We start from the raw sequence: 24398 nt of genomic DNA on the forward strand, positions 1-24398 counted from the left end.
GGAAGCAGTGCTCCGGGAAGGTCAGGAAGACAAGGAGTCGAGCGCACGATTAATGCCCTCGTAGGCGCGGGTCAACTGAACATCGGTGACGCAATACGGTGGCAAGAGATAGACCACATTGCCCAAGGGGCGAATGAGCAGTCCGTCGCGGATGAAGCTTTCCTTGAGCTTCGGCCCCACCGACGAGGCGTAGCCGCCCTGCCCTTCCGGCACCTTGACGTCGAAGGCCGCCACCGTGCCCTGAAGGCGCGTGTGCTCCACCAGCGGGTGGCGGGCCAGTTCCTCCAGCCGGGCGGCGTGGAAGGCGTTGATGCGCGCGCGCGCCTGCGTGCACTCGTCGGCCAGCAGCAGCTCAAGGCTCGCGTTGGCGGCGGCACAGCCGAGCGGGTTGGCGGTGAAGCTGTGGCCGTGCAGAAAGGCGCGGCCGATGCTGTCGTCCAGGAAGGCATCGTGCACGGCGTCGGTGGTCACGGTGACCGACATGGGCAGGAAGCCCGCCGTCAGGCCCTTGGACAGGCAGATGAAATCGGGCTCAACGCCGGCTTCCAGGCAGGCGAACACGCTGCCCATGCGGCCGAAGCCGGTCATCACCTCGTCCAGGATCACCAGCACGCCGGCGGCCTTCATGCGCTCCACCATGGCGCGCAGGAACTCGGGCCGGTGCATCCGCATGCCGGAGGCGCCCTGCACCAAGGGCTCGATGATGCAGGCCACCGTCTCGCGGCCGTTCGCCTCCAGGTGGGCATCCAGCGCCGTCAGCGCCGCGGCTTCCTTGGCCTCGATGGTGTCGTCGCCGATCCAGGTGGTGGGCACGGGCAGGATGTCGACGGGAAACAGCATCTCGCGCCAGGCATCGAAGAACTTGCTGGAGACGCCGGCCGACATGGCGCCGACCGTATCACCGTGATAGCCGCCGTCGAAGGCGATGAAGCGCCGACGGTCGACATCCCCCTTGTTCAGGAAATACTGGCTGGCGGCCTTCATGGCGACTTCCACGGCGGTCGAGCCATTGTCGCTGAAAAACACCTTGTTCAGGCTGCCGGGAAGAACTTCCGCCAGGCTGGCCGAGATGCGGATGGCCGGCTCGTGCGTGTGGCCGGCGAAGATGACATGCTCCAGCGTCCGCGCCTGCTCGGCGATGGCCTCGGCCACCACCGGATGCGAATGGCCATGCAGATTGACCCACCACGAGGAGATCATGTCCAGCACCTCGCGGCCGCTTTCCTCCACCAGGATCGCGCCCCTGGCGGAGCGGATCATGACGGGGTCGGGCGCGGTCTGCGCCTGCGTGAAGGGGTGCCAGACGTGGGCGCGGTCCAGGCGCTTGAGATCCTCGGGGGTCATCGGGACAGGGCCTCCAGGGTCAGATGTTCGGACAGGTCCGCCACCGCCTCGGGCGTCAGCGGGTCGATGTGGGGCAGTTCGCCCAGGATGGTGCAGCCGCCGAAGCGGATAATGGCGTCGCGGTTCATGGGCTTGGGCGGGCCGACCAGGATGACGCCCGCCACCTCCAGCCCGCGCCGGTCCAGCGCCTCCAGCGTCAGCAGCGTGTGGTTGATGGTGCCGAGCCCCGACCGCGCCACCACCACCACCGGCAGGGCCAGGCGCTGCATCAGGTCGAGCATGGTCGCGGTTTCGGTCAGCGGCACCAGCACGCCGCCGGCGCCCTCCACCACCACCGGCCGCTCTCGCGACGGCAGGCTGGAGACGGCGTCGAGGTCGATGGACGCGCCCTCCAGCGCCGCCGCCTGATCGGGGCTGAGCGGGGCCTTGTAGGCGAGCACCGTCGGCACGATGCGCTCGGGCCCGATGCCCGCCAGCGCGGCGACCGTGCCGGCGTCGCCCTCGGGCAGGTCGTCGGTCCCGCTCTGCACGGGCTTCCAGTAGTCCGCGCCCAGGGCGCGGACAAGACAGGCAGAGGCGACGGTCTTGCCGACGTCGGTGTCGGTGCCGGTGACGAAGACGCCGCGCATCACGCGCCCTCCGCGCCGTGGCCCGCCTTGCGGCGGATGCCGAACAGGACGTGATAGGTGGAATAGACCTGCCCGTCGACGGCCTCCAGACGGCGCAGAATGCGGCGAAGCTGCCCGGCCGTCAGCGGTTCCTGGCCCTCGGCGCGCGTGTGGGCGCCGATGGATTTCAGGTCGCGCAGGAAGGCATGGCCCGAGGAACTGGAAACCACGGGCGAAAGCTCGTCGACGCCCGCACCCTCGCCCATCATGTCCGCCAGACGCTCGGCGGTGGGATAGCCGCGGTCGAAGGGATCGATGCCGGTTTCCCGGGCCGCCGCGCGCCATTCGTGGAAGGTGTCGGCGCCCAGCGTCGCCACCGCCAGGTAGCCGCCCGGCTTCACGCAGCGCATGAGCTTTTCCACCGCCCCCGGCAGGTCGGCGAACCACTGGGCGGCGAGGCTGGTGCAGACGAGGTCGAAGCGCTCCGCCGGCGCATCCGGGTCCTCGCCGTCCATGACGTGGGTGGAGACGCCCGGCAGCTCCAGCCGGGCCGTGGCGCGGACCATGGACGGCGCGATGTCGGTGGCCGTGACATGCGGCTCCGGCAGGCGCTCGACCAGGGCGGCGGTCAGGAACCCGGTGCCGCAACCGACCTCCAGCACGCGCGGATGCTCCGGCAGGTGGAGCCCCGAGACGCGCACCGCCAGGTCCTCGGCAATCAGGCGCTGCACACGGGCAGCGGCATCATACGTTTCGGCCGCGGCGGCGGCATCGAAGCGCGCGGCGACGCGCTGCTTCCAGCTACTCATGGACAGGACGGGCCTCCAGGATGACGGCGGCAACTTCCGCCGGATGACTGAGGGGCAGAAGATGGCCGCCTCCGGCGACCATTCCAACCCCGCCGAAGGAAAAAGCGGCTCGGGCCATGGCGGGCGGGACGATGGGATCGGCGTCCCCCGCCAGCGCGGCGACACCCGGCGGCGCGGGGCGGCCGTCGCCCGCTTGCAGCAGGTCCAGGCCCCACGCAAGGCGCGCAGGGTCCGGCGTCTCGGCGGCGGGACCGGCGCCGCACCGGGCGCGGAAATCGTCAAGCACCGCTTCGGGCGCCGTTTCCAGGCGGCGCCTCATGCGCTCGACCATGCGCGGCGGCACGCCTTCGGCGAAGTCCGGCGCGGCGGTGAAACGCGGGAAGCCGTTGACGGAAACCAGCCGGTCCCAGCGGCACGAGCGCTCCGTCAGCAGCCAGAGAAGGCCCATGGAATGCCCCACGGCCACGTCCACCTCCTCCGGCACCTCCAGCCGCGGCGCCGCGCCGAGGAAGCCGAACTCCACCGTATGAACGGTGGCGTTTCCGGGCAGCCGGGCGCGGACGGCATCCCATGTGGCGGCGTCGAAGCCCCAGCCGTGGACCAGAAGGATCGATGTCATGCCAGCGCCTCCACAACCGCGATCAGCCGGTCCATGTCGGCATCGGTGTGGGCGGCGGAGAGGGCGAAGCGCAGGCGGCTCGCCCCGGCGGGCACGGTGGGCGGACGGATGGCGACGGCCAGCACGCCGGCCTCCTCAAGCGCCGTCATGGCCGACAGCGCAGCCTCTTCCGAACCCAGCACGGCGGGCACGATCTGCGTCGTCGAGCCACAGCTGTCCAGGCCCTTGGCGCCCAGGGCCGCGCGAAGACGGTCGGCATGGGCGTGGAGCCGGGCTCGCTCGGCCTCCAGCGTCGGAACCAGGTCCAGGGCGGCGTCGATGGCGCCCATCACCGGCGGCGGCACGGCGGTGGAATAGATGAACCCGCCGGCCTTGTTCACCAGCCAGTCCCGCAGGACGGCCGAGCACGCTGCGTAGGCCCCGAACCCGCCCAACGCCTTGCCGAAGGTGCCCATGACCATGTCGACACGTCCCGCCACCGCCGGATCGCAGGTCGGTCCCCTGCCCTCCGGCCCCAGCACGCCCGTCGCATGGGCCTCGTCGACGTAGAGGAAGGCGCCGAAGCGCTCCGCCAGATCGCAGAGCGCCGGCAGGTCGGCGCGGTCGCCGTCCATGCTGAAGACGCTTTCGGTGACGATGAAGCGTGGCCCCGGTTCCCCCTCGCGCTTGCGCAGCAGGTCCTCCAGATGGGCCATGTCGTTGTGGCGGAAGCGGATCTGCCGCACGCCGGCCGCCTTGAGCCCCTCGTGCATGGAGGCGTGCGCCAACCGGTCGACGAACACCAGCGGCGCCCGGCCCGCGACCTCCGGCATCAGCAGGGCCGCCAGCATGGCCTCGTTGGCCTGGTAGCCCGAATTGAGCACCAGCGCCGCCTCGGTGCCCTTGAAGGCGGCCAGCTTGGCCTCCACGGTTGCGTGCGCCTCCAGCGTGCCGCAGACGAGGCGCGAGGCCGTGGCGCCCACCCCCATCGTCTCGGCCCAGGCCCGCGCCCGCTCGATCAACAGCGGATGGCGCGACAGGCCCAGGTAGTCGTTGGAAGAGACGTTGAGCAGCATCCGGCCGTCGCGCACGACATGAACGGCGTCGGCTGCCGACACCGGCCGCGTCACGCGCCGCCGCCCCGCCGCCGCCAGGGCGTCGAGCTGTTGGGACAGGCGGTCCAGGTATGCGGTCGTCATGGCGGGCGGTCGCCTCGGGCCGGTTCCGATCGGGGGCAACGGATTAGCAGCACCGCCCCCGGCCCGCAAGACCCTTCGGGTGAACCATCAGGAACCGTGCTGTGTCCCGGCTGTGGCGGCCGGCTCCATCACCACGCGCACGGGCTCGCGCAGCTTGATGTCGCGGTGCGGGTACGGAACCTGAATGCCTTCGGCCTTGAAGGCGTCCCACACCGCCAGCAGAACCTGGCCGGTCACGTTGACCACGCCGCCCGGCGCGTCCTCGATCCAGAAGCGTAGGATGAACTCCAGCCCGTCGTCGCCGAACGCCGTCAGGTGGCAGACGGGTGCGGGCCTTTCCACCACCCGGCCGGGTTTGCCCGCCGCCTCCACCGCCAGCGCACGGACGCGGTGGGGATCGGCGTCGTAGGTGACGGAGAACGACACCTCCAACCGCACGTAGTTGTCGGTGTGCGACCAGTTGACCACGCGGTTGGTGATGAAGTCCTCGTTGGGGATGAGAATTTCCTTGCGGTCGCGTGTGACCAGCGAGACGAACCGCGCCTGCATGCTGACCACCCAGCCGAAGGTGCCCTCCACCTCGATCACGTCGCCGGGCTTGACGCTGCGGTCCATGAGCAGGAACACGCCCGACAGCAGGTTCGCCACCACCCGCTGCAGCCCGATGCCGATGCCAAGCCCCAGCGCGCCCGAGAACACGGCGAGCGCCGTCATGTCCACGCCCACGGCGGTCAGCGCCATCACCACGGCCAGGGCGACCAGGCCGAAGCGCAGCAGCTTGCCGATCAGGACGCGCGCCGAAGGACTGAGGTCGGCGACCGACTGAAGGCGCCGGTCCACCACCTTCACCAGCAGCGTGGCGGCCCACAGCAGCACGCCCAGCCACAGCGTCGCCTGCACGAACAGCAATGCCGACAGGCGGAACTCGCCGGCCTGGATGGCGATGGCGTCCAGCACCGTCACCGCCGCACCGTAGAGCCCCGTGATGTCCAGCGCCGCCACCGTCCACACCACCGCCGACACGCCGCGCCGCGCCAGGCGCGTGCGCAGGATGGAGGTGGCGACGCGAATGATGATCCAGGCCGTCAGCAGGCTCGACAGCACGCCCAGCGCCCGGGCGTAGTCCAATGGTGCAAAGACGACGACGGCCCGGCCGGCGAACGAGATCAGAACCACGAAGACCAGCAGGCGCAGCTGCTTGGTCAGCGTCCAGGCGAGCCGTTGCAGGGGTCGGATGCGCTTGAGCCGCACCACCAGCCGCTCCGCCGGGTGGCGCAGCAGCTTGGCGATCACGGTCGCCACCAACCAGGCGGCGCCGGCGATAATGACCTGCCACGCCACCGCCGCCGTCAGGACGTTCTCCGTCAGCCAGCTCAGCACCTGCCGCGCCAAGCCCTCGGCTTCCGCCCAGTCGGGCACGGGCAGGGTGTCCAGCGGCTGGATGCGGTCGGCGGGCGGCAGGAGTCGGTCGTCCTCGGCCAAGAGGCCTCCATGGGTGGTGGGCGCGATCTTTCCATCATACACAATTCACGGCAATTTGATCGGGATCGTGTGCACTGCGACGGCCGGCTCTGCCATAATGTGTGAGCGCATGCACAGCCATGACCGTTACGCAGCTACCTCGTTCGACCACGGAGGCGCATCATGCCCGCCACATCTGTTTACCGCGCCGCCGCCGCCCTGCTGATCGGTGTTGCGCCCGCCATGCCCGCGCTGGCCGAAGCGCCCGCCGATGCGGGTGTGGCCGAGACCACCGGTCTGAGTGCTGCCTCGCCACTGCTCGCGCCCGACCGCCCCACCGTCGCGCCGGCGCTGACCGACGCGCACGACGCGGTGCGCACCTTCTATGCCCAGCGCCTGGACGCGCCGGTTTGGCACGATGCCTCCGGCTGGACGCCGGCCGCCGACGCCGCCCTCAAGCTGCTCCAGGATGCCCACCGCCACGGCCTGCGCCCCGCCGACTACCTGCCGGCCGAGGGCGCGGCGCTGATCCAGGCGCCGCCCACCGACCGAGCCGACGTGGCGCTGACGCGCGGCGTCCTGCACTATCTGCGGGACGTGACCGGCGGTCGCATTCCTGCCGCCCAGCGCCCCGGCCACCGCTACCCCCACGGCATGCCGGACGCGCCGCAGGCCGCCGCCGCCCTGCTCGTGGAAGCCCTGGCGGCGCCGGACACGGCGGCGGCGCTGGCCGGCATGATGCCCGACCACCCGCAGTATCCGCGCCTGGTGCGGGCGCTGGCGGACCTGCGGCAACTGCGCGACGCCACCGGCGGCTGGCCGCACGTGCCCGCCGGACAGACCCTGCGCGAGGGCGACGTGGACCACCGGGTGCCGCTCCTGCGCGCCGCGCTGGTTTTGCACGGCGACCTGGACCCGGCGGCGGCGTCGACCGGCGAAACGCTCTACGACGCGACGCTCGCCGGCGCGGTGGAACGCTTCCAGCGGCGCCACGGCATCGCGGTGGACGGCGTTCTCGGGCCGGACACCCTGCGAACGCTGAACGTGCCCGTCGGCCAGCGCATCGACCAGATCATCGCCAACCTGGAGCGCCTGCGCTGGGACCCGGCCCCGCCCGTCACCGGCAAGTTCGTGGAGGTCAACGTCCCCGACTACACGCTGACCGCCTACGACAACGGCGAGCCGGCGCTGTCCATGAAGGTTGTCGTCGGCACCGAGAAGAACAAGACGCCGCTGTTCACCGACTACATGGACGACGTGGTGCTGAACCCCACTTGGACGGTGCCCCGCTCCATCGCCGCCGAGGAGATCCTGCCGCAGCTGCGCGCCGACCCCGGCTACGTCTTCGGCGAAAACATGCAGGTGTATTCCTCGTGGAGCCGCAGCGCCGGCGTCGTCGACCCCTTCGAGGTGGACTGGTGGGCCGTCAACGGCCGCACCATGCCCTACCGCTTCGTGGAACGGTCGGGGCCGGGCAATGCGCTGGGCGTCGTGCGGTTCTCGCTGAACAACGATTTCGCCATTTACATGCACGACACCCCGGCCAAGCGCCTGTTCTCCCGGCCCCACCGCTCCTTCAGCCATGGCTGCATACGGGTGGAGGATTACGACCGGCTGCTGCAGTTCGTCGCCGGGCCGGCATACGAGAGCATCCGCGCGAAGCTGGACACGGGCCGCACCATGACCATTCAACTGCCCGAGCCGGTGGACGTGCGCGTCACCTACCGCACGGTCTGGCGTGACGATACAGGCCGGCTGCATGTTCGCCGCGACGTTTATGGAAATGACACGGAGGTTCTGCAACGCCTGCAAGAAGAAGGGCGCCAACTTATCGCGCTCAAGCCGCAAGACCCACAGGACTAGCAGGTGAAGGCGCCGTTTCGGCTTCTTCAAGTGCAATGTTTACTTGATCGAAACTCCGGGCCCCTCATACTCTGTCGCTGTCAGAGGCCGCCGCACAACAAGGCGGCCCAGGCGCTGAGAGACAAGAGAGAGAGCAGAGAGGGACCCAATGTTCCGATTCCGGACCGCCCAGGCGGCCCGGCCGGACATGAGCCGCCGACGCGTGCTCACCGGCCTTGTGGGCGCCGCCGCAGCCACCGCTGTATTGCCCGCCCTGTCCACCCCCGCCATTGCCGCCGTGCCGCGTATTCCCGCGGATGTCGGCCGTCTGAAGTTCAAGAACCTTCACACGGGCGAGATGCTGGACGTCACCTACCGCGAAGAGGGGCGCTACCTGCCCGACGCGCTCGGCGAGATCAACCACATCCTGCGCGACCACCGCACCGGCGACATCTACGAGATGGACCGCGAGCTGATGGACCTGCTGACGGATCTGGCCGCCAGCGTCGACCGCCCCGCGGGCACCTTCAACATCATTTCCGGCTACCGCTCACCCAAGACCAACGCCAAGCTCGCGGCCAACAGCAGCGGCGTGGCGAAGAAGAGCTATCACATGCGCGGCATGGCCATCGACGTCTCCATGGACGGCGTCGACCTCATGGACCTTCACAAGGCCGCCCTGCGTCTCAAGCGCGGAGGCGTCGGCGACTATCCCCGCAGCGGGTTCATCCACGTCGACACCGGCCGCGTGCGCAGCTGGTAATTTCCGCCCCCGAGCGGTCCGGGAGCGACAGACAAGGCGGCGGAGACAAGCGCTCCGCCGCCTTTTCCATGCCTGCCGGCCTTTCTGCCGCCGTCAGCCCGTGGCCCAGCTTGCCGCCAACAGCAGGCCGACCGGCAGCGGCGCCCAGCGGCCGATGGTCACGGCGGCGCGGGAGACCCTTGGCGTCGTGCGTTCCATGACCGTCGCCCACCGCTTGCCCGAAAGCGTCCAGGCCAGCAGGGCCGCGCCCACGAGACCGGAGACCACGACAACGCCCGAACCGGCGATGCCGTCAACGGCATCCAGCACCGGCTGCCCCCACAGGTGCCAACCCGGCGCCGCGTAGCTCAGGGCCGAGGGCACGCCCAGCACCGCGATGGCCGCCATGCCCAAGCCGACGGCACTCCGGTTGCCGAGGCCCCATCGGTCGCTCAGGGCGGCCACCACCACCTTGGCGCCGGCGATGCACGACGAGAAGGCGGCAAAGAAGAACAGGCCGAAGAACAGCGGCGCAACCCACGCCCCGGCGCTCATCTGGTCGAAGGCCTGGGGCAGCACCTTGAAGGCCAGGTCCGAGCCCGCCGCGGGGTCCAGGTCGAAGCGGAACACCAGAGGGAAGATCATCAGTCCCGCCAGCAGGGCGACCATCACGTTGATGCCGGCGATGGCACCCACCGAGCGGACCACGCGCACCCCGCGCGGCAGATAGCTGCCGTAGGTGATCAGGTAGCCCTGGCCGATGGTCAGCGAATAGAAGGCCTGCCCGAAGGCGGCCGCCCAGATGTCCAGCCGCCCCAGTTGGCTGACGTCCGGCGCGAACAGGAAGCTCACAGTCTCGCCGGCGGTGCCGTTGCTCAGCCCGTAGACGGCAAGACCCAGGACGGTCGCCAGCAGGATCGGCACCAGCACCTTGGTGAACCGCTCGATCCCCGCCAGCCCGGCGGCCAGCACGATGCCGACACCCGCCGTCACTGCCAGCAGGAACCAAAGCGAGCCGTATCCGTCGGTGAAGGTGGCGAAATCCTGTGCGCCGCCGAACAGCGATTGGCCGGCATAGGCGGCGGTCCAGCCGGTGACGACGAAATAGTAGCTGTTGATGATCAGCGTCAGCAGCACCACGCCCCAGCCGTAGACGCCGGCCAGGCGGGAGATGCGGGCATAAGTGGTGACCGAGCTGCCGTGCGCCAGCCGGCCGGCGGCGATCTCAAGCGCGGCGAAGGGCACGCCGACGCAGATCATGGCGATCAAATAGGCCATGAGGAAGGCGCCGCCGCCGTTGTCGCCCAGGATGTAGGGAAAGCGCCACAGGTTGCCGAGCCCGACGCCGGCCGCCGCCGTAGACAGAATGAAGGCGCGCTCCGACGTCCACTCGGGCCGCTCGCTTCGGCGGGTGTCGGCTGTGACGCGCTCGACCTCTGCGGTTTCCGCCTGGGGCGACCGCTGCTTTTCGGCTTTTTCCGTCATGCGGGTCTGTGAGTCCCTGAACCGGGGTGACTGGTGAACAACCGTGCCCGAAACGGTGGAAACGGCACGACCGTTCACAGTGGCCCTTTCCCGCATGGCAGCCCCGCGCTACAAGGCGGAGAAACGTCCACACCGCCCAGAAAGAGGCTCGAGACAGATGACCGCCGTCACCCCCTTCCACCTCGCATTCCCCGTCACCGACCTGGACGAGGCGCGCCGCTTCTACGGTGGGCTGATGGGCTGCCCCGAGGGGCGCTCCAGCGACGAGTGGATCGACTTCAGCCTGTTCGGCCACCAGATCGTCGCGCACTTGGCGCCCGACACCGGCCGTGCCCACCACAACCCGGTGGACGGCCACGCCGTGCCGGTGCCGCACTTCGGCGTCGTCCTGCCCTGGGCGGACTGGGAGGCCCTGGCCGCCCGCCTGAAGGAAGCCGGCGTCAAGTTCGAGATCGAGCCCTACATCCGCTTCAAGGGCAAGGTTGGCGAGCAGGGCACCATGTTCTTCCTGGACCCCTTCGGCAACGCCCTGGAGTTCAAGACTTTCAAGGACATGGACCAGCTGTTCGCGAAGTAGGGTCCTTACCCGCCCTGACCGTTGTCGAAGAAGGGATGGCGCACCGTCATCCCTTTTTCTATGCCCATTTCCCGCGCCAGTCCGCCGCCGATTTCCAGGACGCCGACCGCCAGGCCGTCGGGGCCGCGCGGCGTCTCGTCGTGGGGTCGGGCCTCACGCTCGATGTGGACGATCTCGCCGCGCCGGTCCATGAACAGCATGTCCAGCGGAATCAGCGTGTTGCGCATCCACATGCGGATCTGCGACGGGCGCTCGTACTGGAACAGCATGGCCCGGTCGCGCGGCAGGTGGTCGCGGTACATGAGTCCGATGGCGCGCTCGCCGTGATCGTCGGCGATTTCGGTGGTGAAGGTCACCGTCCCGTCACGGGTTTCCACCACCACCGGCTCGGTCGGCAGCGCCTGCGGCTCGGCGGCCTGGGAGCAGGCGGCCGGCAGCAGCCCGGCGGCAACCACAAGGACGGCGGCAAGGGCGCGCGAAAGGCGGGAACGGGTCATGGGCAATTCTCCTTGACCGCGCCTGCGTTCCGGCGCGCCGGTCGTTTCCTTGGATGTTACTTGAATAGTGGACGAGGACTCTTGGATTTGACACGGCCTCGTCACGGTGCTTTTACAGCGTTTACTATGGCAATCGGGGCGCGAACTTGCTATAGTGATCCTTGTCGATGGGACGCCGATCATCCTCACCTCCGCGACGGCGCCGCCACCGGCCGAAGACCAACCGCCAGAGGGCCTCACCCTTCCCGGCGTATGTGACCGACCCGGCCGGAAAGTCAGCCCCTTTCACCGGCCGGACGGGGAAAGACGGAAACGCCGCGTGGCAGCCTGCGCGGCGTTTCTTCTTTTTCCGGTCCGACCCGACCTTACAACCCCGCGCCGCCGCCGCCAAGCGCCTCCACTTGACCGGGCGGGTGCCGACACCCATAGTCATGCCACCACCGGGGGGAGCCGGCGCATCCGGCTGAGAGGTCTCCGTCCTCGGGAGACGACCCCTAGCATCCGCTGGAACCTGATCCGGTTAGCACCGGCGTAGGGACGTGTGAGGACGTATGACTCCCGACGACAGCGCCCGGTCCGGCGCCCTGCCCTTCACGAAACCGCCGTCCCCCGGCACCGCGCCCGAGGTGCAGGTCCATGCCGCGCGCCTGGAGTGGCACGGAGTGCCGCTGTTCGACGCCCTGGACTTCACCATGCCGGCCGGCCGCTGGACCTGCCTTCTGGGGCCGAGCGGCGTCGGCAAGTCGACGCTGCTGCGCCTGATCGCCGGCCTTGCACCGCCACATGCCGACAGCCGCGTGACCTGCGGAACCGGCCAGAGCCTGGAAGACCGTGTCGCCTACATGGCGCAGACGGACCTTCTGCTGCCCTGGGCGAGCGTGCTGGAGAACGTCATGCTGGGCGCCCGCCTGCGCGGCGAGAAGCCCAACGCCCGCCGCGCCCGCGACCTGCTCCAGGCTGTCGGCCTGTACGAGGCGGCGGACAAGCGCCCGGCCGAACTGTCCGGCGGAATGCGCCAGCGGGCGGCGCTGGCCCGGACCCTCATGGAGGACCGGCCGGTGATCCTCATGGACGAGCCTTTCTCCGCGCTCGACGCGGTCAGCCGCCTGCGCCTGCAGGACCTGGCGGCGCGGGCGCTGGACGGGCGGACCGTGCTGCTGGTCACCCACGACCCGCTGGAGGCCCTGCGCCTGGGCCACCGGGTGCATGTGCTGTCGGGCCGCCCGGCCCGCCTGGACGCGCCGCTGACGCCCGAAGGGCCGCCGCCACGCAAGGCGACCGACCCCGCCCTGCTCGCCCTGCACGCCGATCTGCTGGCACGCCTGGAAGCCGCCGACGCCGAGGTGCCGGCATGAGCCGCGACGGCCTCAAGCGCCTGGGCCGCGCCGTCGTGACCCTTGCGGTGCTGCTCGGGCTCTGGCAGATCGCCTTCCACCTCACCGGCGAGCGCCGCTTCCTCCTGCCTTCGCCGGCCCAGACGCTGGCGGTGCTGGTTGAGCGCCACGCGCTGATCCTGGAGCACGCCGGCGTCACGTTCGCCGAAATCCTGCTCGGGCTCGGCCTCGGGTGCCTTCTGGGCGTCGGCACGGCCCTGCTGCTGGCGAGCTTCCGCCCCGTGCGGCGGTGGCTGATGCCGGTGCTGGTGGTCAGCCAGGCGATCCCGGTCTTTGCCATCGCGCCGCTGCTGGTGCTGTGGCTGGGCTATGGGCTTGGCAGCAAGGTCGCCATGGCAACGCTGATCATCTACTTCCCTGTCACCGCCGCCTTCTTCGACGGCCTGCGCCGCACCGATCCGGGATGGATGGACCTGGCCCGCGTCATGGGCGGCAGCCGCTTCGCCACACTGCGCCACATCCGCCTGCCCGCCGCCCTGCCCGCCTTCGCCTCGGGCCTGCGGGTGGCGACGGCGGTGGCGCCCATCGGCGCCGTCGTCGGCGAGTGGGTCGGATCGTCCGCCGGCCTCGGCTACCTGATGCTGCAGGCCAACGCCCGGATGCAGGTGCCCATGATGTTCGCCGCCCTGTTCGTGCTCGCCGTGTTCGCCATCGCCCTTTACACCGCCGTCGACGTCCTGCTGCGCCGGGCCCTGCCCTGGGTGCCGGACGACGGCCGCTCACCTTGAAGGTCGATCATCAACCACCTGTTTTCACGGAGTATTTCAGCGCATGTTCAACCGTCGTCTCACCCGGTTCGCGGCCGCCGCCTGCGCCGCTGCCGGCCTGATGCTCGGGGCCGCCGCGCCCGCCGCCGCCCAGGACCAGCAGGCGCCGCAGAAGCTGACGCTGCTGCTGGATTGGTTCGTCAATCCGGACCACGCCCCGCTTGTGGTGGCCCAGCAGAAGGGCTATTTCGCCGACGAGGGGCTGGAGGTTGAGCTGGTCGCCCCGGCCGACCCCAACGATCCGCCCAAGCTGGTCGCCGCCGGCAGGGCCGACGTGGCCGTCGGCTATCAGCCGCAGCTTCACCTGCAGGCGGCCGAGGGCCTGCCGCTCAAGCGCATCGGCACGCTGGTGGCGACGCCGCTCAATTCGCTGGTCACGCTCCAGGACAGCGGCATCGAGACGCTGGCCGACCTGAAGGGCAAGACGGTGGGCTTCTCCGTCGGCGGGTTCGAGGACGCGCTGCTGGGCACCATGCTCGACTCCGTTGGGCTGAGCCTGGACGACGTGACACTGGTCAACGTCAACTTCGCCCTGTCGCCGGCGCTGCTGTCGGGCCAGGTGGACGCCGTCATCGGCGCCTTCCGCAACTTCGAACTGAACCAGCTGGCCATCGAGGGCGCCGCGGGCCGGGCCTTCTATCCCGAGGAACACGGCGTGCCGCCCTATGACGAGCTGATCCTGCTCGCCAACGCCGAGCGCGCCGCCGAGCCGGTCTTCGCCCGGCTGGTGGACGCCATCGAGCGCGGCACCCAGTACCTCATCAACCACCCCGACGAAAGCTGGGAGCTGTTCATCCAGGCCTACCCGGACCTGGACGACGAGTTGAACCGCCGCGCCTGGGCCGACACGCTGCCGCGCTTCGCCCTGGCGCCCGCCGCCCTGGACACCGGTCGCTACGACCGTTTCGCCGAATACCTCAAGGCGCAGGGCATGATCGACAGCGTGCCGGCCGTCGGCACCTACGCCGTCGCCCCCACCCGGCCGTAATATCCCGACGGCGGAACGTCCTTTTGCGCAAGCCGGCGGGGTCCCAAGTGGCTCCGCCGGCATTTTTTCTTTGACCCCGCCGAATGGGATTCTATTTTCGGCCCTCTCGCCTTTCGGTCGCGTTGATGGTCGAGAGGTGATCGCGGCGTCCGTCGGGGCGCCGTTCAACGTGTTTCCGGGAGCCTTCCTTCGTGTTTCACGCCGTCGGTCTCGGTCTGGTGATGTATCTGCTCTGGCTCGTGCTGTCAGGCCACTACACGGGCCTGCTGCTGACCCTGGGCGCGATATCCTGTGCCTTCATCGTGTGGATCGTCCACCGGATGGACGCCATCGACCACGAGTCCTTTCCCATCCACCTCAGCCTTAGGGGCACGGTCTTCTGGCCCTGGCTGCTGTGGGAAATCGTGAAGAGCAACGTGGACGTGGCCAAAATCATCCTCGACCCGCGGCTGCCCATCAGCCCCGCCGTCGTGCAGGTGCCGGCCAGCCAGAAGACCGAGTTCGGCCGGGTGATCTACGCCAACTCCATCACGCTGACGCCCGGCACCATGTCGGTCCACATGGAGGATCACACCATCCTCGTGCATGCGCTAACCCGCTCCGGCGCGGACGGGCTTCTCAACGATGACGAGATGGACCGCCGCGTCTGCAAGCTGGAGGGTTCCTGCTGATGTTCATCGCCGCTGCCGCCGCCATCCTCGTGACCATCGCCATGGCCATCACCCGCGCCGTCAAGGGACCCAGCGTGTGGGACCGCATCCTGGCCGCCAACATGGTCGGCACCAAGACGGTGCTGCTGATCGCCGTGCTGGGCTTCCTGACCAACCGGCCGGAATGGGGCGACATCGCGCTGGCCTACACGCTGATCAATTTCGTCGGCGTTATCGCGGTCCTGAAATTCTTCCGCTACCGGAGCCTGGGCGGTCCGGCCTCCGGCATCGACGACGTGGGCGAGGTGTAGCCGCCATGGACTGGGAGCTTCTGCGCGACGGCCTGTCGTGGGCCATGCTGCTGGGCGGCGCCGCCTTCTCGCTGATCGGCGGGCTGGGCGTGCTGCGCATGCCCGATATCTACACGCGGATGCACGCGGCCTCGCTGACCGACACAATGGGCGCCATCCTCATTCTGGGCGGCCTGATGGTTCAGGGCGGGCTGACGCTGGTGACGGCAAAGCTGGTGCTGACCCTGTTCTTCCTGCTGTTCACCAGCCCCGTCTCCACCCACGCGCTGGCCGCCGCCGCGCTCACCGACACGCGCACGGCGCTGCAAGCCCGCGACGACGGCATCCTGGCCCCCATGGAAGTGGACCTGCCCGAGGAGCAGGATGCTCAGGGCGTCGCCGCTGACGAGGCCGCGCACCGCGCCGCCGGAGACGCCGCCGGAGACAAGGAGTCGCGCGCATGACGCTTGTCATCGACGTTTTTCTGTTTCTGTTCCTGATCATCACGGCCGTCGCCATGGCCCGCATGAACAGCCTGTTCGGCGTGGTGATGATGTCGGGCATCTACAGCCTGCTGTCGGCAGCCCTGTTCATGGTCATGGACGCCATCGACGTCGCCTTCACCGAGGCCGCCGTGGGCGCGGGCATTTCCACCGTGCTCATGCTGGGCACCCTGGCGCTGGTGGGCCGCACCCAGAAGCCCGCCCTGCGCCGCCACCACTTCGCGGCGCTGGGCATCGTCATCGTCACGGGCATCGCGCTTGTCTACGGCACCTACGACCTGCCCGCCTTCGGCGACCCGGACAACCCTGTGCAGACCAGCACTGTGACCGAGCGCTATGTCGACGTGTCGGGCCGCGAGATCGGCATTCCCAACATCGTCACCTCGGTGCTGGCCAGCTATCGCGGCTACGACACCCTGGGCGAGACCGTCGTGGTGTTCACCGCCGCCGTCGCGGTGCTGCTGCTGCTCGGCCGCGCCCGGCGGCGCAGCGTCAAGGGCGAGGAACGGGGGAGCGACCTGCAATGATGCACCGTCATCCCATTCTGCGCACCGTCTCGAAGCTGCTGATCGCACCGATCATGCTGTTCGCGCTCTACGTCCAGTTCCACGGTGACTACGGGCCGGGCGGCGGTTTCCAGGCCGGCGTCATCCTCGCTGTCGCCTTCATCCTTTATGCCCTGATGTTCGGCGTCGAGACCGCCCGGCGCGTGGCCCCCATGTCGGTCCTGCGGTTCCTGACGGCCTTCGGGGTGCTGCTCTTCGGCGGTACCGGCGTGGCCGGCATCCTGCTGGGCGGCGCCTTCCTGGACTACAACGTGCTCGCCACCGATCCCAAGGCCGGCCAGCACATCGGCATCCTGCTGGTGGAAGGGGGCGTGGGCATCACCGTCGCCTCGGTCATGATCGTGCTGTTCTTCACGTTCGCGGGGCGCAAGTGATGAACGACCTGCTTCAAATCGTCATCGACCACTATAACTACTGGATTGTCATCACGCTGATGATGATCGGGTTCTACGTGGTGATCGCGCGCGGCAATCTCGTGAAGAAGCTTGTCGGCCTGAACATTTTTCAGACCAGCGTCTTCCTGCTTTACATCAGCGTCGGCAACGTCATGGGCGGCACCGCCCCCATCCTGGTCAGCGAGGCCGCGGAAGGCCGGCCGACGTCGCAGGTGCTCTACACCAACCCGCTGACGAGCGTGCTGATCCTGACGGCCATCGTGGTGGGCGTGGCGACAACGTCGCTGGGCCTGGCGCTGGTGGTGCGCATCAAGGAAAGCTACGGCACGATGGAAGAGGACGAGATCATCGACATGGACCAGGCCGAGGACAAGGCCGAGCGCGACCGCCTGCGCGGCCCGTCGCCGGAAGAGATCGCGGAGGGTCATCCGTCGTGACCCTTCTGCCTCACCTCGCCGCCCTCCAGGTCGTCATCCCCCTGCTCGCCGCCCCCATCTGCATGATGCTCCGCCGCCCCGGACCGGCGTGGGGCTTTGCGACGCTGGTGGCGTTGACCGACTTCGTGATCTCGCTGGTCCTGCTGTGGCAGGTGCAGACCGGCGGAGCGTTCTCCTACGCCATCGGCAACTGGGCCGCTCCCTGGGGCATCGAGTACCGCGTCGACGCCCTGGCCGCCTACATGCTGGTCATCATCTCGGCCATGGGCGCGGCGGTCATGCTGTTCGCCCGCCGGTCCATCGAGGCCGAGATCCAGCACGAGCGCATCTACCTGTTCTACACCTGCTACCTGCTGTGCCTGACCGGCCTGCTGGGCATGGTGATCACCGGGGACGCCTTCAACCTGTTCGTCTTCCTGGAAATTTCCTCGCTGTCCAGCTACGCCATGATCGCCATGGGGCGCGGGCGCCGGGCTCTTGCGGCCTCCTTCCACTACCTGATCCTGGGCACGGTGGGCGCGACCTTCTACGTCATCGGCATCGGCCTGGTCTACGCGCTGACCGGCACGCTGAACATGGCCGATCTGTCGCGCCTGCTGCCCGAGGCGGCCGGTTACCGCACGCTGGAGGTGGCGCTGGCCTTCATCACCGTCGGCGTGGCGCTGAAGCTGGCCCTGTTCCCGCTGCACAAGTGGCTGCCCGACGCCTATTCCTACGCGCCCTCGGTGGTGTCGGCCTTTCTGGCGTCGACGGCCACCAAGGTGGCTCTCTACGTGCTGATCCGGCTGTTCTTCACGGTCTTCGGCGCCAACTACCTGACCGAGGGCATCCCGGTGGCCGAGGTGCTGCTGGTGACCGCCATCGCCGCCATGTTCTCGGGCTCGGCCGTCGCCATCTGGCAGGCGGACCTCAAGCGCAGCCTAGCCTATTCTTCGGTCGCGCAGATCGGATACATGGTGCTGGGCGTGGCGCTGATTTCGGCGGCCGGCATGGCGGCGGGCCTGCTTCACCTGTTCAACCACGCACTGATGAAGGCCTGCCTGTTCCTGGCGCTGGGCGCGGTGTTCTATCGCCTGAAGTCGGTCAACATCCGCGACATGGAGGGCATCGCCCGCCAGATGCCGCTGACCATGGGTGCCTTCGTCGTGGGGGGCTTGAGCCTGATCGGCGTGCCGCTGACTGCCGGCTTCATTTCCAAGTGGTACCTCATGCTCGCAAGCTTCCAGGACGGCCGCTGGTGGCTGGCGGTGTTGATCGTGCTGTCGAGCCTGCTGGCCGTCGTCTACGTCTGGCGCGTGGTGGAGGCCGCCTACCTGCGGCCCCGCCCGCACGGGGCGCCGGCCGTGCGCGAAGCCCCGGTGAGCCTGCTCGCGCCGCTGTGGGGCCTGGCGCTCGCCAACATCTGGTTCGGCCTTGATACCAGCTATTCCTACGGCGCCGCACGATGGGCCGCCGAGGCGCTGTTCCGGGCGGGAGGTCTGCTATGAGCCCGCTGCTCTGGATGCTGGTGACGCCGCTGATCGGCGGCGTCGGGATCCTGCTCGCAAACCGTCAACCCAACGCGCGTGAAGGCGTCACCATCCTGACGGCGGCAGCGCTGATCTGGCAGGTCTGGGGTCTGGCGCCCGAGGTGCTGGCCGGCGGCCGGCCCGAGGCGACCTTCTTCGAGATCGTGCCCGGCATCGAGTTGGCCTTCCGGGTCGAGCCGCTGGGCATGCTGTTCGCGCTGGTGGCCTCGGGGCTGTGGATCATCGCCTCGGCCTATTCCATCGGCTACATGCGCGGCAACCACGAGAAGCACCAGACGCGCTTCTACCTGTTCTTCGCCGTGTCCATCGCCGCCACCATCGGCGTGGCGTTCTCGGCCAACCTGTTCACGCTGTTCGTCTTCTACGAGGCGCTGACACTGGCGACCTATCCGCTGGTCACTCACGCGGGCTCCGCCAAGGCGCGGCACGGCGGACGCACCTACCTGGGCATCCTGATCGCCACCTCCATCGGGCTGCTGCTGACCGCCATCATCTGGACGTGGTGGGCGACAGGCACGACCGAGTTCACCCCCGGCGGCATCCTGGGCCAGCAGATCAAGGGCCCGGAAGTGGGGCTGCTGCTGTTCCTGTTCATGTTCGGCATCGGCAAGGCGGCCCTCATGCCCATCCACCGCTGGCTGCCGGCGGCCATGGTGGCTCCGACGCCGGTGTCGGCCCTGCTGCACGCCGTGGCGGTCGTGAAGGCGGGCGTCTTTTCGGTCATCAAGGTGATCGTCTACGTCTTCGGCTGGGAAAACCTCGCCGCCACCCCCAGCGCCGAATGGCTGCTGTACGTCGCGGGCGGGACCATCGTCGCCGCCTCGCTGATCGCCATGCGGCAGGACAACCTGAAGCGCCGGCTGGCGTATTCCACCGTCAGCCAGTTGTCCTACGTGACCATGGCTGCGGCCATCCTGGCGCCGTTGTCGCTGGTGGGCGCCGCCCTGCACATCGCCGCCCACGCGCTGGGCAAGATCACGCTGTTCTTCGCGGCCGGCGCCATCCACACCGCGGCCCACAAGGACTACGTGAGCCAGCTGGACGGCATCGGCCGGCGCATGCCCTGGACCATGGGCGCCTTCGCCGTCGGCGCGCTGTCCATGATCGGCGTGCCGCCGACCGCCGGCTTCATCTCGAAGTGGTACATGCTGCTGGGCGCCTATGACGTTCAGGCCTGGTTCGCCGTCGGCGTCATCACGCTGTCGACGCTGTTGAACGCCGCCTATTTCCTGCCCATCGTCTACGCGGCCTTCTTCAAGCCGGAGAAGCCCATGCACGCCGACGGCCATGCCCACACGCACCACAACCACGACTACAGCAACCACGGCGAGGCGCCCTGGCCCTCGGTCGTCGCCCTGACGCTGACGGCGGCGGGCACCGTGGCACTGTTCTTCTTCGCCGAAGTTCCGCTGGACCTGGCGCGCCAGATGATCGAGGCCACGCCATGACGAAGACGCCCGAAACCACCGCCCCCCGCAAGAGCCCCGGGCAGGAGGACGGCGGCGGGCTTTCGCTGCCGCCCCTGCCCTGGCTGATCGGCGCGGCCGTCGTGCTGGCCGTGCTGGTGGGCGCCGATGCGCTCATGGACTTCAAGCCGCACTTCGGCGTCGACGGCATCTTCGGCTTCCATGCGGCCTACGGCCTGTTGAGCGGCCTGTTCGTGGTGATCGTCGCCAAGATCGCCGGCATCTTCCTGAAGCGGACGGACACGTACTATGACGCAGATTAGCGCCCTGGTGCCGCCCGGCGTCATCCTCATGATCGGCGGCCTGCTGCTGGCCCTGCTGCGCGGTGCGCCCGCCGCCCGCGCCGTGATCCTGCCGCTGGCCCCGCTGGTGACCCTGTGGGCCGTCTGGCAGGTGCCCGACGCGGTGGTGATGTCGGCGGCCTTCCTGGACTACCGGCTGGACATCGTGGAGGGCGGCGCCCTGTCGCGCCTGTTCGCCACCATCTTCGCCATCATGGCGTTCCTGGGCGGCCTCTATGCCATGAAGCGCGACAGCGTCATGGAACTGGCCGCCGCTTTCATCTATGCGGGCGGGGCGATCGGCGTCTGCTTCGCCGGCGACCTGGTGACGCTGTTCGTCTTCTGGGAAGTCATGGCGATCGCCTCGGCGACCGTCATCTGGGCCAACCGGACCGAAGGCTCCTTCGCCGCGGGCATGCGCTACCTGTTCATTCACCTGCTGGGCGGCGTGCTGCTCATGGCGGGCATCGCCGCATGGGTCGCGGAGACGGGCTCGCTGGACCTGCAAGCCATGACCCCGACCGACGTCGCGACTTGGCTCATGCTGGTGGGTGTGCTGGTCAACGCGGGCGCGCCGCCGCTGTGGGCCTGGGTGGGCGACGCCTACCCCGAAGCGTCGTGGTCGGGCACGGTGTTCCTGTCGGCCTTCACCACCAAGACGGCCGTCTACGTGGTGCTGGTGCTGTTCCCCGGCGTGGCCCTGCTGACGTGGATCGGCCTGGCGATGATCGTCTACGGCATCATCTACGCCCTGTTGGACAACGACATCCGCCGCATCCTGGCCTATTCCATCGTCAACCAGGTGGGCTTCATGCTGGTGGCCGCCGGCATCGGCACCGAGATGGCGCTGAACGGTGCGGCCGCCCATGCCTTTGCCCACATCATCTACAAGGCGCTGCTGCTGATGTCGGCCGGCGCGGTGCTTTACCAGACCGGCATCCGCAAGGCGACCGACCTGGGCGGGCTGGCGAAGACCATGCCCATCACCGCCGTCTGCGGCATCATCGGCGCCTTTGCCATCGCCGGCTTCCCGGCCACCTCGGGCTATGTCAGCAAGTCGCTGATCACCACCGCCGCCGCCGATGCGCATCTGGCGTGGGTGTGGTTCCCGCTGGAAACGGCATCCGCCGCCACCTTCGTCTACCTGGGCCTGCGGTGGCCGTGGCTGATCTTCTTCGGCAAGAACAACAGCGGCCTGACGCCCAAGGACCCGCCGCCGACCATGACCGCCGCCATGGTGCTGACGGCCGTGCTGTGCATCGGCGTCGGCATCTGGCCCTCGGCGCTCTATGGCCTGCTGCCGGCCCCGCCCGACTTCAGCCCCTACAGCGTCTACAAGGTGGTCCACCAGCTTCAGTTGCTGCTGTTCGCCGGACTCGCGTTCTTCGCGCTGAAGCCCCTGCTGCGGCCCAAGCGCACCATCACGCTGGACTTCGACTGGTTCTACCGCCGCTTCGGCACCTTCCTGGCCGCCGAGTTCGGAATGCGCGGCGTGCGCGCCGGCGGCAGCGTGCTGGACGTCTTCCAGGGCGGCCTGCGCCGTTTCGTCACCTTCGTCGAGACCCACCACGGTCCCGGCGGCCTGCTGGCGCGCACCTGGGCCACCAGCACCGCGGTGTTCGGCGTGGTGCTTCTGCTGCTGATCTATCTGATCATCTATTTCGTCTAACGGGGGCCGCCGCACCCGCAGGGTCGGATGACAAGGCCGGAAAGCCGACGGTGGCTTTCCGGCCTTGTGCTATCCATATGAGCGGCTGGAGATTTCCTCGACCTCGGGAGACCGCCGTGCTTCGACGCCTCGTCCTGTCCACCGCCGCGCTGCTTGCCGCCGCCGCCGCCGCCCCCGCCCTGGCCGCCGATCCTCCGGCCGCGCCCTGGCAGTCGCCGCTGTTGCAGGACCACCCGCTGGTCGGCACCTTCGTCGAGGCCTCCACGGGCGTGACGCTGTCGGCGGAAGATGTGCTGTCGCGCGCCACCGACGCCCGCTACCTGATCCTGGGAGAGCGCCACGACAACCCGGACCACCACGACCTCCAGGCCTGGGCGACCGAACAGGTGGTGGAGCGCGGCCGGCGGCCGGCCATCGTCTACGAAATGTTCGAGGCCGACGAGCAGGACGAGATCGACGCCTTCCTGGCCGGCGGCCCCGCCGACGCGGCCGGTCTGGGCGAGGCGGTTGACTGGGCGGAGTCCGGCTGGCCGGCGTGGGAGCACTACCGCCCCATGGCCGACACCGCCGTCGCGCACGGGCTGCCCGTCCTGGCCGGCAACCTGGCGCGCGACACCATTCGCGACATTGCCCGTCAGGGTCTCGATACCCTGCCCGACGACCAGGTGAACCGCCTGGGCCTGCTGGAGCCGGACACGCCCGCCATCCTGGCCGCCATGACCCGCGACGTGGACGAAGGCCACTGCAACCTCATGCCCGAGGAGGCCATCGCGCCCATGGTCACGGTGCAGCGCGCCCGCGACGCCCGCATGGCCGCCGCCATGATCCAGGGGCTTGAGGCCGAGGGCACCGATCAGGCCATCCTCATCACGGGCAATGGCCATGCGCGCACGGATCGCGGGGTGCCCCTGCGCCTGCGCCAGATGGATATTGCGGCCGGGGATGTCCTGGTCATCGCACCCATGGAGGTGCGCGAGGGCATGACCAAGGTCGCCGACTATGCCAAGGCCTGGGGCGGGGAGAGCCGTAACGCGCCGTTCGACATCCTGTACTTCACCCCGCGGCTGGACATGGTCGACCACTGCGAGGAACTGCGCGCCCGCATGGAGAAGAAGAAGGCGGAGTAGCGCCCGCGTACCACCTTGGTCTAAGTTACCTCTTCCGTTCACTTCGCCTGGAAGAGGTCATGCCCATGGTGTTCCGCTCCCTCGCCTTCGCTGCCGCTGCCCTCGTCTCCGCCGCCCTTGTCGTGCCCGAGGCCCATGCGGCGGACCCGGACTGCCACCGCGTCGCCCGCGGCGGTCAGACGGCGCGGGCGACTGTCTACTTCGACACCGGCAAGACCACCATCGCCGCCCACCACCGCAAGGAGTTGGAGCGCGTCGCCTACGACGCCAAGTACCAGATCAAGGTCTGCCTCATCGGTCAGGCGGACCGCCAGGGCAACCCGGAGTTCAACAAGCGCCTGGCGCTCAAGCGGGCGCAGGCGGTGCGGGCACTGCTGATCGACTACGGCGTTCCGGCGGGCGTGCTGGTGCCGGTGTCGGTCGGCGAGGCCTACGGTGCTTTCGGAGGCGACTACAAGGACGGGCAGGAGCGCCGCGTGGAAATCCATTTCCCGCGGCGCCGCGAGTGATCACCCCTACTCCTCGGTCCGGCCGCTGCCCAGGGAGCGCGGCATCCACTTGTGGACGTTCACCGGCCGCCCCTTGTGGCTGCGCATGACGCGCGGGCGCAGCACGTCGGTCAGTGCCGGCGCGCCCCCCGGATCACCCGCGGCGCCGCCGGCGGCGGCCCCGGAGTCCGGCTTGCGGTCGGCGGAACCCTTGCGGCCGTAGAAGTCCATCATGGATTTGAGCGTGATCTCCTCGCCCGGCCCGTTGGCGGCGATGGCGTCGCGGTAGGGGGCATGGTTCTTGGTCAGCTTGGTCAGATGTTCGGCCGAGTGCGCGCCGAACTTGCGGTACACGCTGTCGAGAAGCTGCTTGGCGTCGTCGGGCACCCGGCGCGTCTCCACGTCGGGGCGGCCGTTCTCGAAAGCGCGGTAGATGGTGGGCTCCAGCGGCCCCATCTGGTCGGCCACAAACGTCGCGGGCATCAACTTGCGCCCGCGCGAAGCCACGGCGAAATACGCCTGCGCCAGGTACAGAAGCCGGTGCAGCTTCTGCGGCTGGAGGTATTCATTGTCGTCCAGCGCCCGGTCGAGCATCCAGAACGCCACGTCGAAAGACGAGTCGGCAGCGATACGCCTCATGGCGTGCCTCCGGAACCGATTGATCCTGATTGCGTTCCCAGGACAAT

The 24398-nt window shown here is 69.0% G+C and carries 27 protein-coding genes and 1 riboswitch; of the genes, 18 read left to right on the forward strand and 9 right to left on the reverse strand.

The genetic code is table 11. The annotated features are described in order from the left end of the window. Positions 1-21 precede the first annotated feature (21 nt). The 6 genes from bioA to LG334_RS14020 form a co-directional block, all read right to left on the reverse strand. On the reverse strand, positions 22-1344 hold the full coding sequence (bioA, locus tag LG334_RS13995; protein WP_404378957.1) for an adenosylmethionine--8-amino-7-oxononanoate transaminase: 1323 nt from the start codon (positions 1342-1344) through the stop codon (positions 22-24). Next, the gene (gene bioD, locus LG334_RS14000) at positions 1341-1973 is read right to left on the reverse strand and encodes a dethiobiotin synthase (protein ID WP_404378959.1); all 633 of its coding nucleotides are present in this window, start codon (positions 1971-1973) and stop codon (positions 1341-1343) included. The genes bioA and bioD overlap by 4 nt, the downstream gene beginning before the upstream one ends. Then, positions 1973-2761 carry a methyltransferase domain-containing protein gene (locus LG334_RS14005; RefSeq protein ID WP_404378960.1) on the reverse strand — a complete coding sequence of 263 codons (789 nt, stop codon included), beginning with the start codon at positions 2759-2761 and terminating at the stop codon, positions 1973-1975. The genes bioD and LG334_RS14005 overlap by 1 nt, the downstream gene beginning before the upstream one ends. Further along, positions 2754-3380 carry an alpha/beta fold hydrolase gene (locus tag LG334_RS14010; protein ID WP_404378962.1) on the reverse strand — a complete coding sequence of 209 codons (627 nt, stop codon included), beginning with the start codon at positions 3378-3380 and terminating at the stop codon, positions 2754-2756. The genes LG334_RS14005 and LG334_RS14010 overlap by 8 nt, the downstream gene beginning before the upstream one ends. Beyond that, complete coding sequence (gene bioF, locus LG334_RS14015; protein ID WP_404378963.1) at positions 3377-4558, reverse strand: 8-amino-7-oxononanoate synthase; 1182 nt, start codon at positions 4556-4558, stop codon at positions 3377-3379. Before bioF ends, LG334_RS14010 begins: the two co-directional genes overlap by 4 nt. A gap of 87 nt (positions 4559-4645) precedes the next feature. Then, positions 4646-6040 carry a mechanosensitive ion channel family protein gene (locus tag LG334_RS14020; protein WP_404378965.1) on the reverse strand — a complete coding sequence of 465 codons (1395 nt, stop codon included), beginning with the start codon at positions 6038-6040 and terminating at the stop codon, positions 4646-4648. A 162-nt stretch (positions 6041-6202) separates the two neighbouring features. Here LG334_RS14020 and LG334_RS14025 point away from each other — a divergent pair, with 162 nt between their 5' ends. Beyond that, positions 6203-7882, forward strand: coding sequence for a murein L,D-transpeptidase (locus LG334_RS14025; RefSeq protein WP_404378966.1), 1680 nt, complete (start codon positions 6203-6205; stop codon positions 7880-7882). Positions 7883-8069: 187 nt separating this feature from the next. Continuing rightward, on the forward strand, positions 8070-8624 hold the full coding sequence (locus LG334_RS14030) for a DUF882 domain-containing protein (protein WP_404378968.1): 555 nt from the start codon (positions 8070-8072) through the stop codon (positions 8622-8624). 93 nt (positions 8625-8717) lie between these two features. Here the strand turns inward: LG334_RS14030 and LG334_RS14035 are convergent, their stop codons facing one another. Beyond that, on the reverse strand, positions 8718-10088 hold the full coding sequence (locus LG334_RS14035) for a sodium-dependent transporter (RefSeq protein ID WP_404378970.1): 1371 nt from the start codon (positions 10086-10088) through the stop codon (positions 8718-8720). Positions 10089-10245: 157 nt separating this feature from the next. On the opposite strand from LG334_RS14035, the gene LG334_RS14040 reads away from it, so the two are divergent. Continuing rightward, positions 10246-10665 carry a VOC family protein gene (locus LG334_RS14040; RefSeq protein WP_404378972.1) on the forward strand — a complete coding sequence of 140 codons (420 nt, stop codon included), beginning with the start codon at positions 10246-10248 and terminating at the stop codon, positions 10663-10665. 5 nt (positions 10666-10670) lie between these two features. Here the strand turns inward: LG334_RS14040 and LG334_RS14045 are convergent, their stop codons facing one another. Continuing rightward, positions 10671-11162: a DUF192 domain-containing protein gene (locus LG334_RS14045; protein ID WP_404378974.1), complete on the reverse strand. Its 492-nt coding sequence runs from the start codon at positions 11160-11162 to the stop codon at positions 10671-10673. 433 nt (positions 11163-11595) lie between these two features. Further along, positions 11596-11718: riboswitch (TPP riboswitch) on the forward strand. On the opposite strand from LG334_RS14045, the gene LG334_RS14050 reads away from it, so the two are divergent. The 15 genes from LG334_RS14050 to LG334_RS14120 all read left to right on the forward strand — a co-directional run bounded on the left by LG334_RS14050 (position 11714) and on the right by LG334_RS14120 (position 23733). After that, positions 11714-12517: an ABC transporter ATP-binding protein gene (locus LG334_RS14050; RefSeq protein WP_404378975.1), complete on the forward strand. Its 804-nt coding sequence runs from the start codon at positions 11714-11716 to the stop codon at positions 12515-12517. It overlaps the preceding riboswitch by 5 nt. Beyond that, positions 12514-13284, forward strand: a complete 771-nt coding sequence (locus LG334_RS14055) for an ABC transporter permease (RefSeq protein WP_404378977.1) — start codon at positions 12514-12516, stop codon at positions 13282-13284. Before LG334_RS14050 ends, LG334_RS14055 begins: the two co-directional genes overlap by 4 nt. Positions 13285-13327: 43 nt before the next feature. Next, positions 13328-14311, forward strand: coding sequence for an ABC transporter substrate-binding protein (locus tag LG334_RS14060; protein WP_404378979.1), 984 nt, complete (start codon positions 13328-13330; stop codon positions 14309-14311). Positions 14312-14502: 191 nt separating this feature from the next. Further along, entirely contained in the window at positions 14503-14982 is a 480-nt protein-coding gene (locus LG334_RS14065; RefSeq protein WP_404378980.1) for a Na+/H+ antiporter subunit E, read from the forward strand. Further along, positions 14982-15272 (forward strand): monovalent cation/H+ antiporter complex subunit F, encoded by a 291-nt coding sequence (locus LG334_RS14070; RefSeq protein ID WP_404378982.1) that lies wholly within the window; start codon positions 14982-14984, stop codon positions 15270-15272. The genes LG334_RS14065 and LG334_RS14070 overlap by 1 nt, the downstream gene beginning before the upstream one ends. A 5-nt stretch (positions 15273-15277) precedes the next feature. Continuing rightward, a complete protein-coding gene (gene mnhG, locus LG334_RS14075) occupies positions 15278-15715 on the forward strand; it encodes a monovalent cation/H(+) antiporter subunit G (RefSeq protein WP_404378983.1) in 438 nt (145 codons plus the stop codon). Then, positions 15712-16281 (forward strand): DUF4040 domain-containing protein, encoded by a 570-nt coding sequence (locus LG334_RS14080; RefSeq protein WP_404378985.1) that lies wholly within the window; start codon positions 15712-15714, stop codon positions 16279-16281. Before mnhG ends, LG334_RS14080 begins: the two co-directional genes overlap by 4 nt. After that, positions 16278-16694 (forward strand): Na(+)/H(+) antiporter subunit B, encoded by a 417-nt coding sequence (locus tag LG334_RS14085; protein ID WP_404378986.1) that lies wholly within the window; start codon positions 16278-16280, stop codon positions 16692-16694. The genes LG334_RS14080 and LG334_RS14085 overlap by 4 nt, the downstream gene beginning before the upstream one ends. Further along, positions 16694-17152, forward strand: a complete 459-nt coding sequence (locus LG334_RS14090; RefSeq protein WP_404378988.1) for a cation:proton antiporter subunit C — start codon at positions 16694-16696, stop codon at positions 17150-17152. The genes LG334_RS14085 and LG334_RS14090 overlap by 1 nt, the downstream gene beginning before the upstream one ends. Continuing rightward, a complete protein-coding gene (locus LG334_RS14095) occupies positions 17149-18639 on the forward strand; it encodes a monovalent cation/H+ antiporter subunit D family protein (protein ID WP_404378989.1) in 1491 nt (496 codons plus the stop codon). Before LG334_RS14090 ends, LG334_RS14095 begins: the two co-directional genes overlap by 4 nt. After that, positions 18636-20129 carry a monovalent cation/H+ antiporter subunit D family protein gene (locus LG334_RS14100; protein ID WP_404378990.1) on the forward strand — a complete coding sequence of 498 codons (1494 nt, stop codon included), beginning with the start codon at positions 18636-18638 and terminating at the stop codon, positions 20127-20129. The genes LG334_RS14095 and LG334_RS14100 overlap by 4 nt, the downstream gene beginning before the upstream one ends. Further along, on the forward strand, positions 20126-20410 hold the full coding sequence (locus LG334_RS14105) for a hypothetical protein (RefSeq protein WP_404378992.1): 285 nt from the start codon (positions 20126-20128) through the stop codon (positions 20408-20410). The genes LG334_RS14100 and LG334_RS14105 overlap by 4 nt, the downstream gene beginning before the upstream one ends. Beyond that, complete coding sequence (locus LG334_RS14110) at positions 20397-22097, forward strand: Na(+)/H(+) antiporter subunit D (protein ID WP_404378993.1); 1701 nt, start codon at positions 20397-20399, stop codon at positions 22095-22097. The genes LG334_RS14105 and LG334_RS14110 overlap by 14 nt, the downstream gene beginning before the upstream one ends. Before the next feature lie 116 nt (positions 22098-22213). Next, positions 22214-23224 (forward strand): ChaN family lipoprotein, encoded by a 1011-nt coding sequence (locus tag LG334_RS14115; RefSeq protein WP_404378994.1) that lies wholly within the window; start codon positions 22214-22216, stop codon positions 23222-23224. A 65-nt stretch (positions 23225-23289) separates the two neighbouring features. Then, a complete protein-coding gene (locus LG334_RS14120; RefSeq protein WP_404378995.1) occupies positions 23290-23733 on the forward strand; it encodes an OmpA family protein in 444 nt (147 codons plus the stop codon). A gap of 6 nt (positions 23734-23739) precedes the next feature. Here LG334_RS14120 and LG334_RS14125 read toward each other — a convergent pair whose 3' ends face one another. Beyond that, positions 23740-24351: a Panacea domain-containing protein gene (locus LG334_RS14125; RefSeq protein WP_404378996.1), complete on the reverse strand. Its 612-nt coding sequence runs from the start codon at positions 24349-24351 to the stop codon at positions 23740-23742. Positions 24352-24398: the final 47 nt, after the last annotated feature.

Source organism: Caenispirillum salinarum, from assembly GCF_044803115.1.
Classification (GTDB): domain Bacteria; phylum Pseudomonadota; class Alphaproteobacteria; order Rhodospirillales; family Rhodospirillaceae; genus Caenispirillum; species Caenispirillum salinarum_A.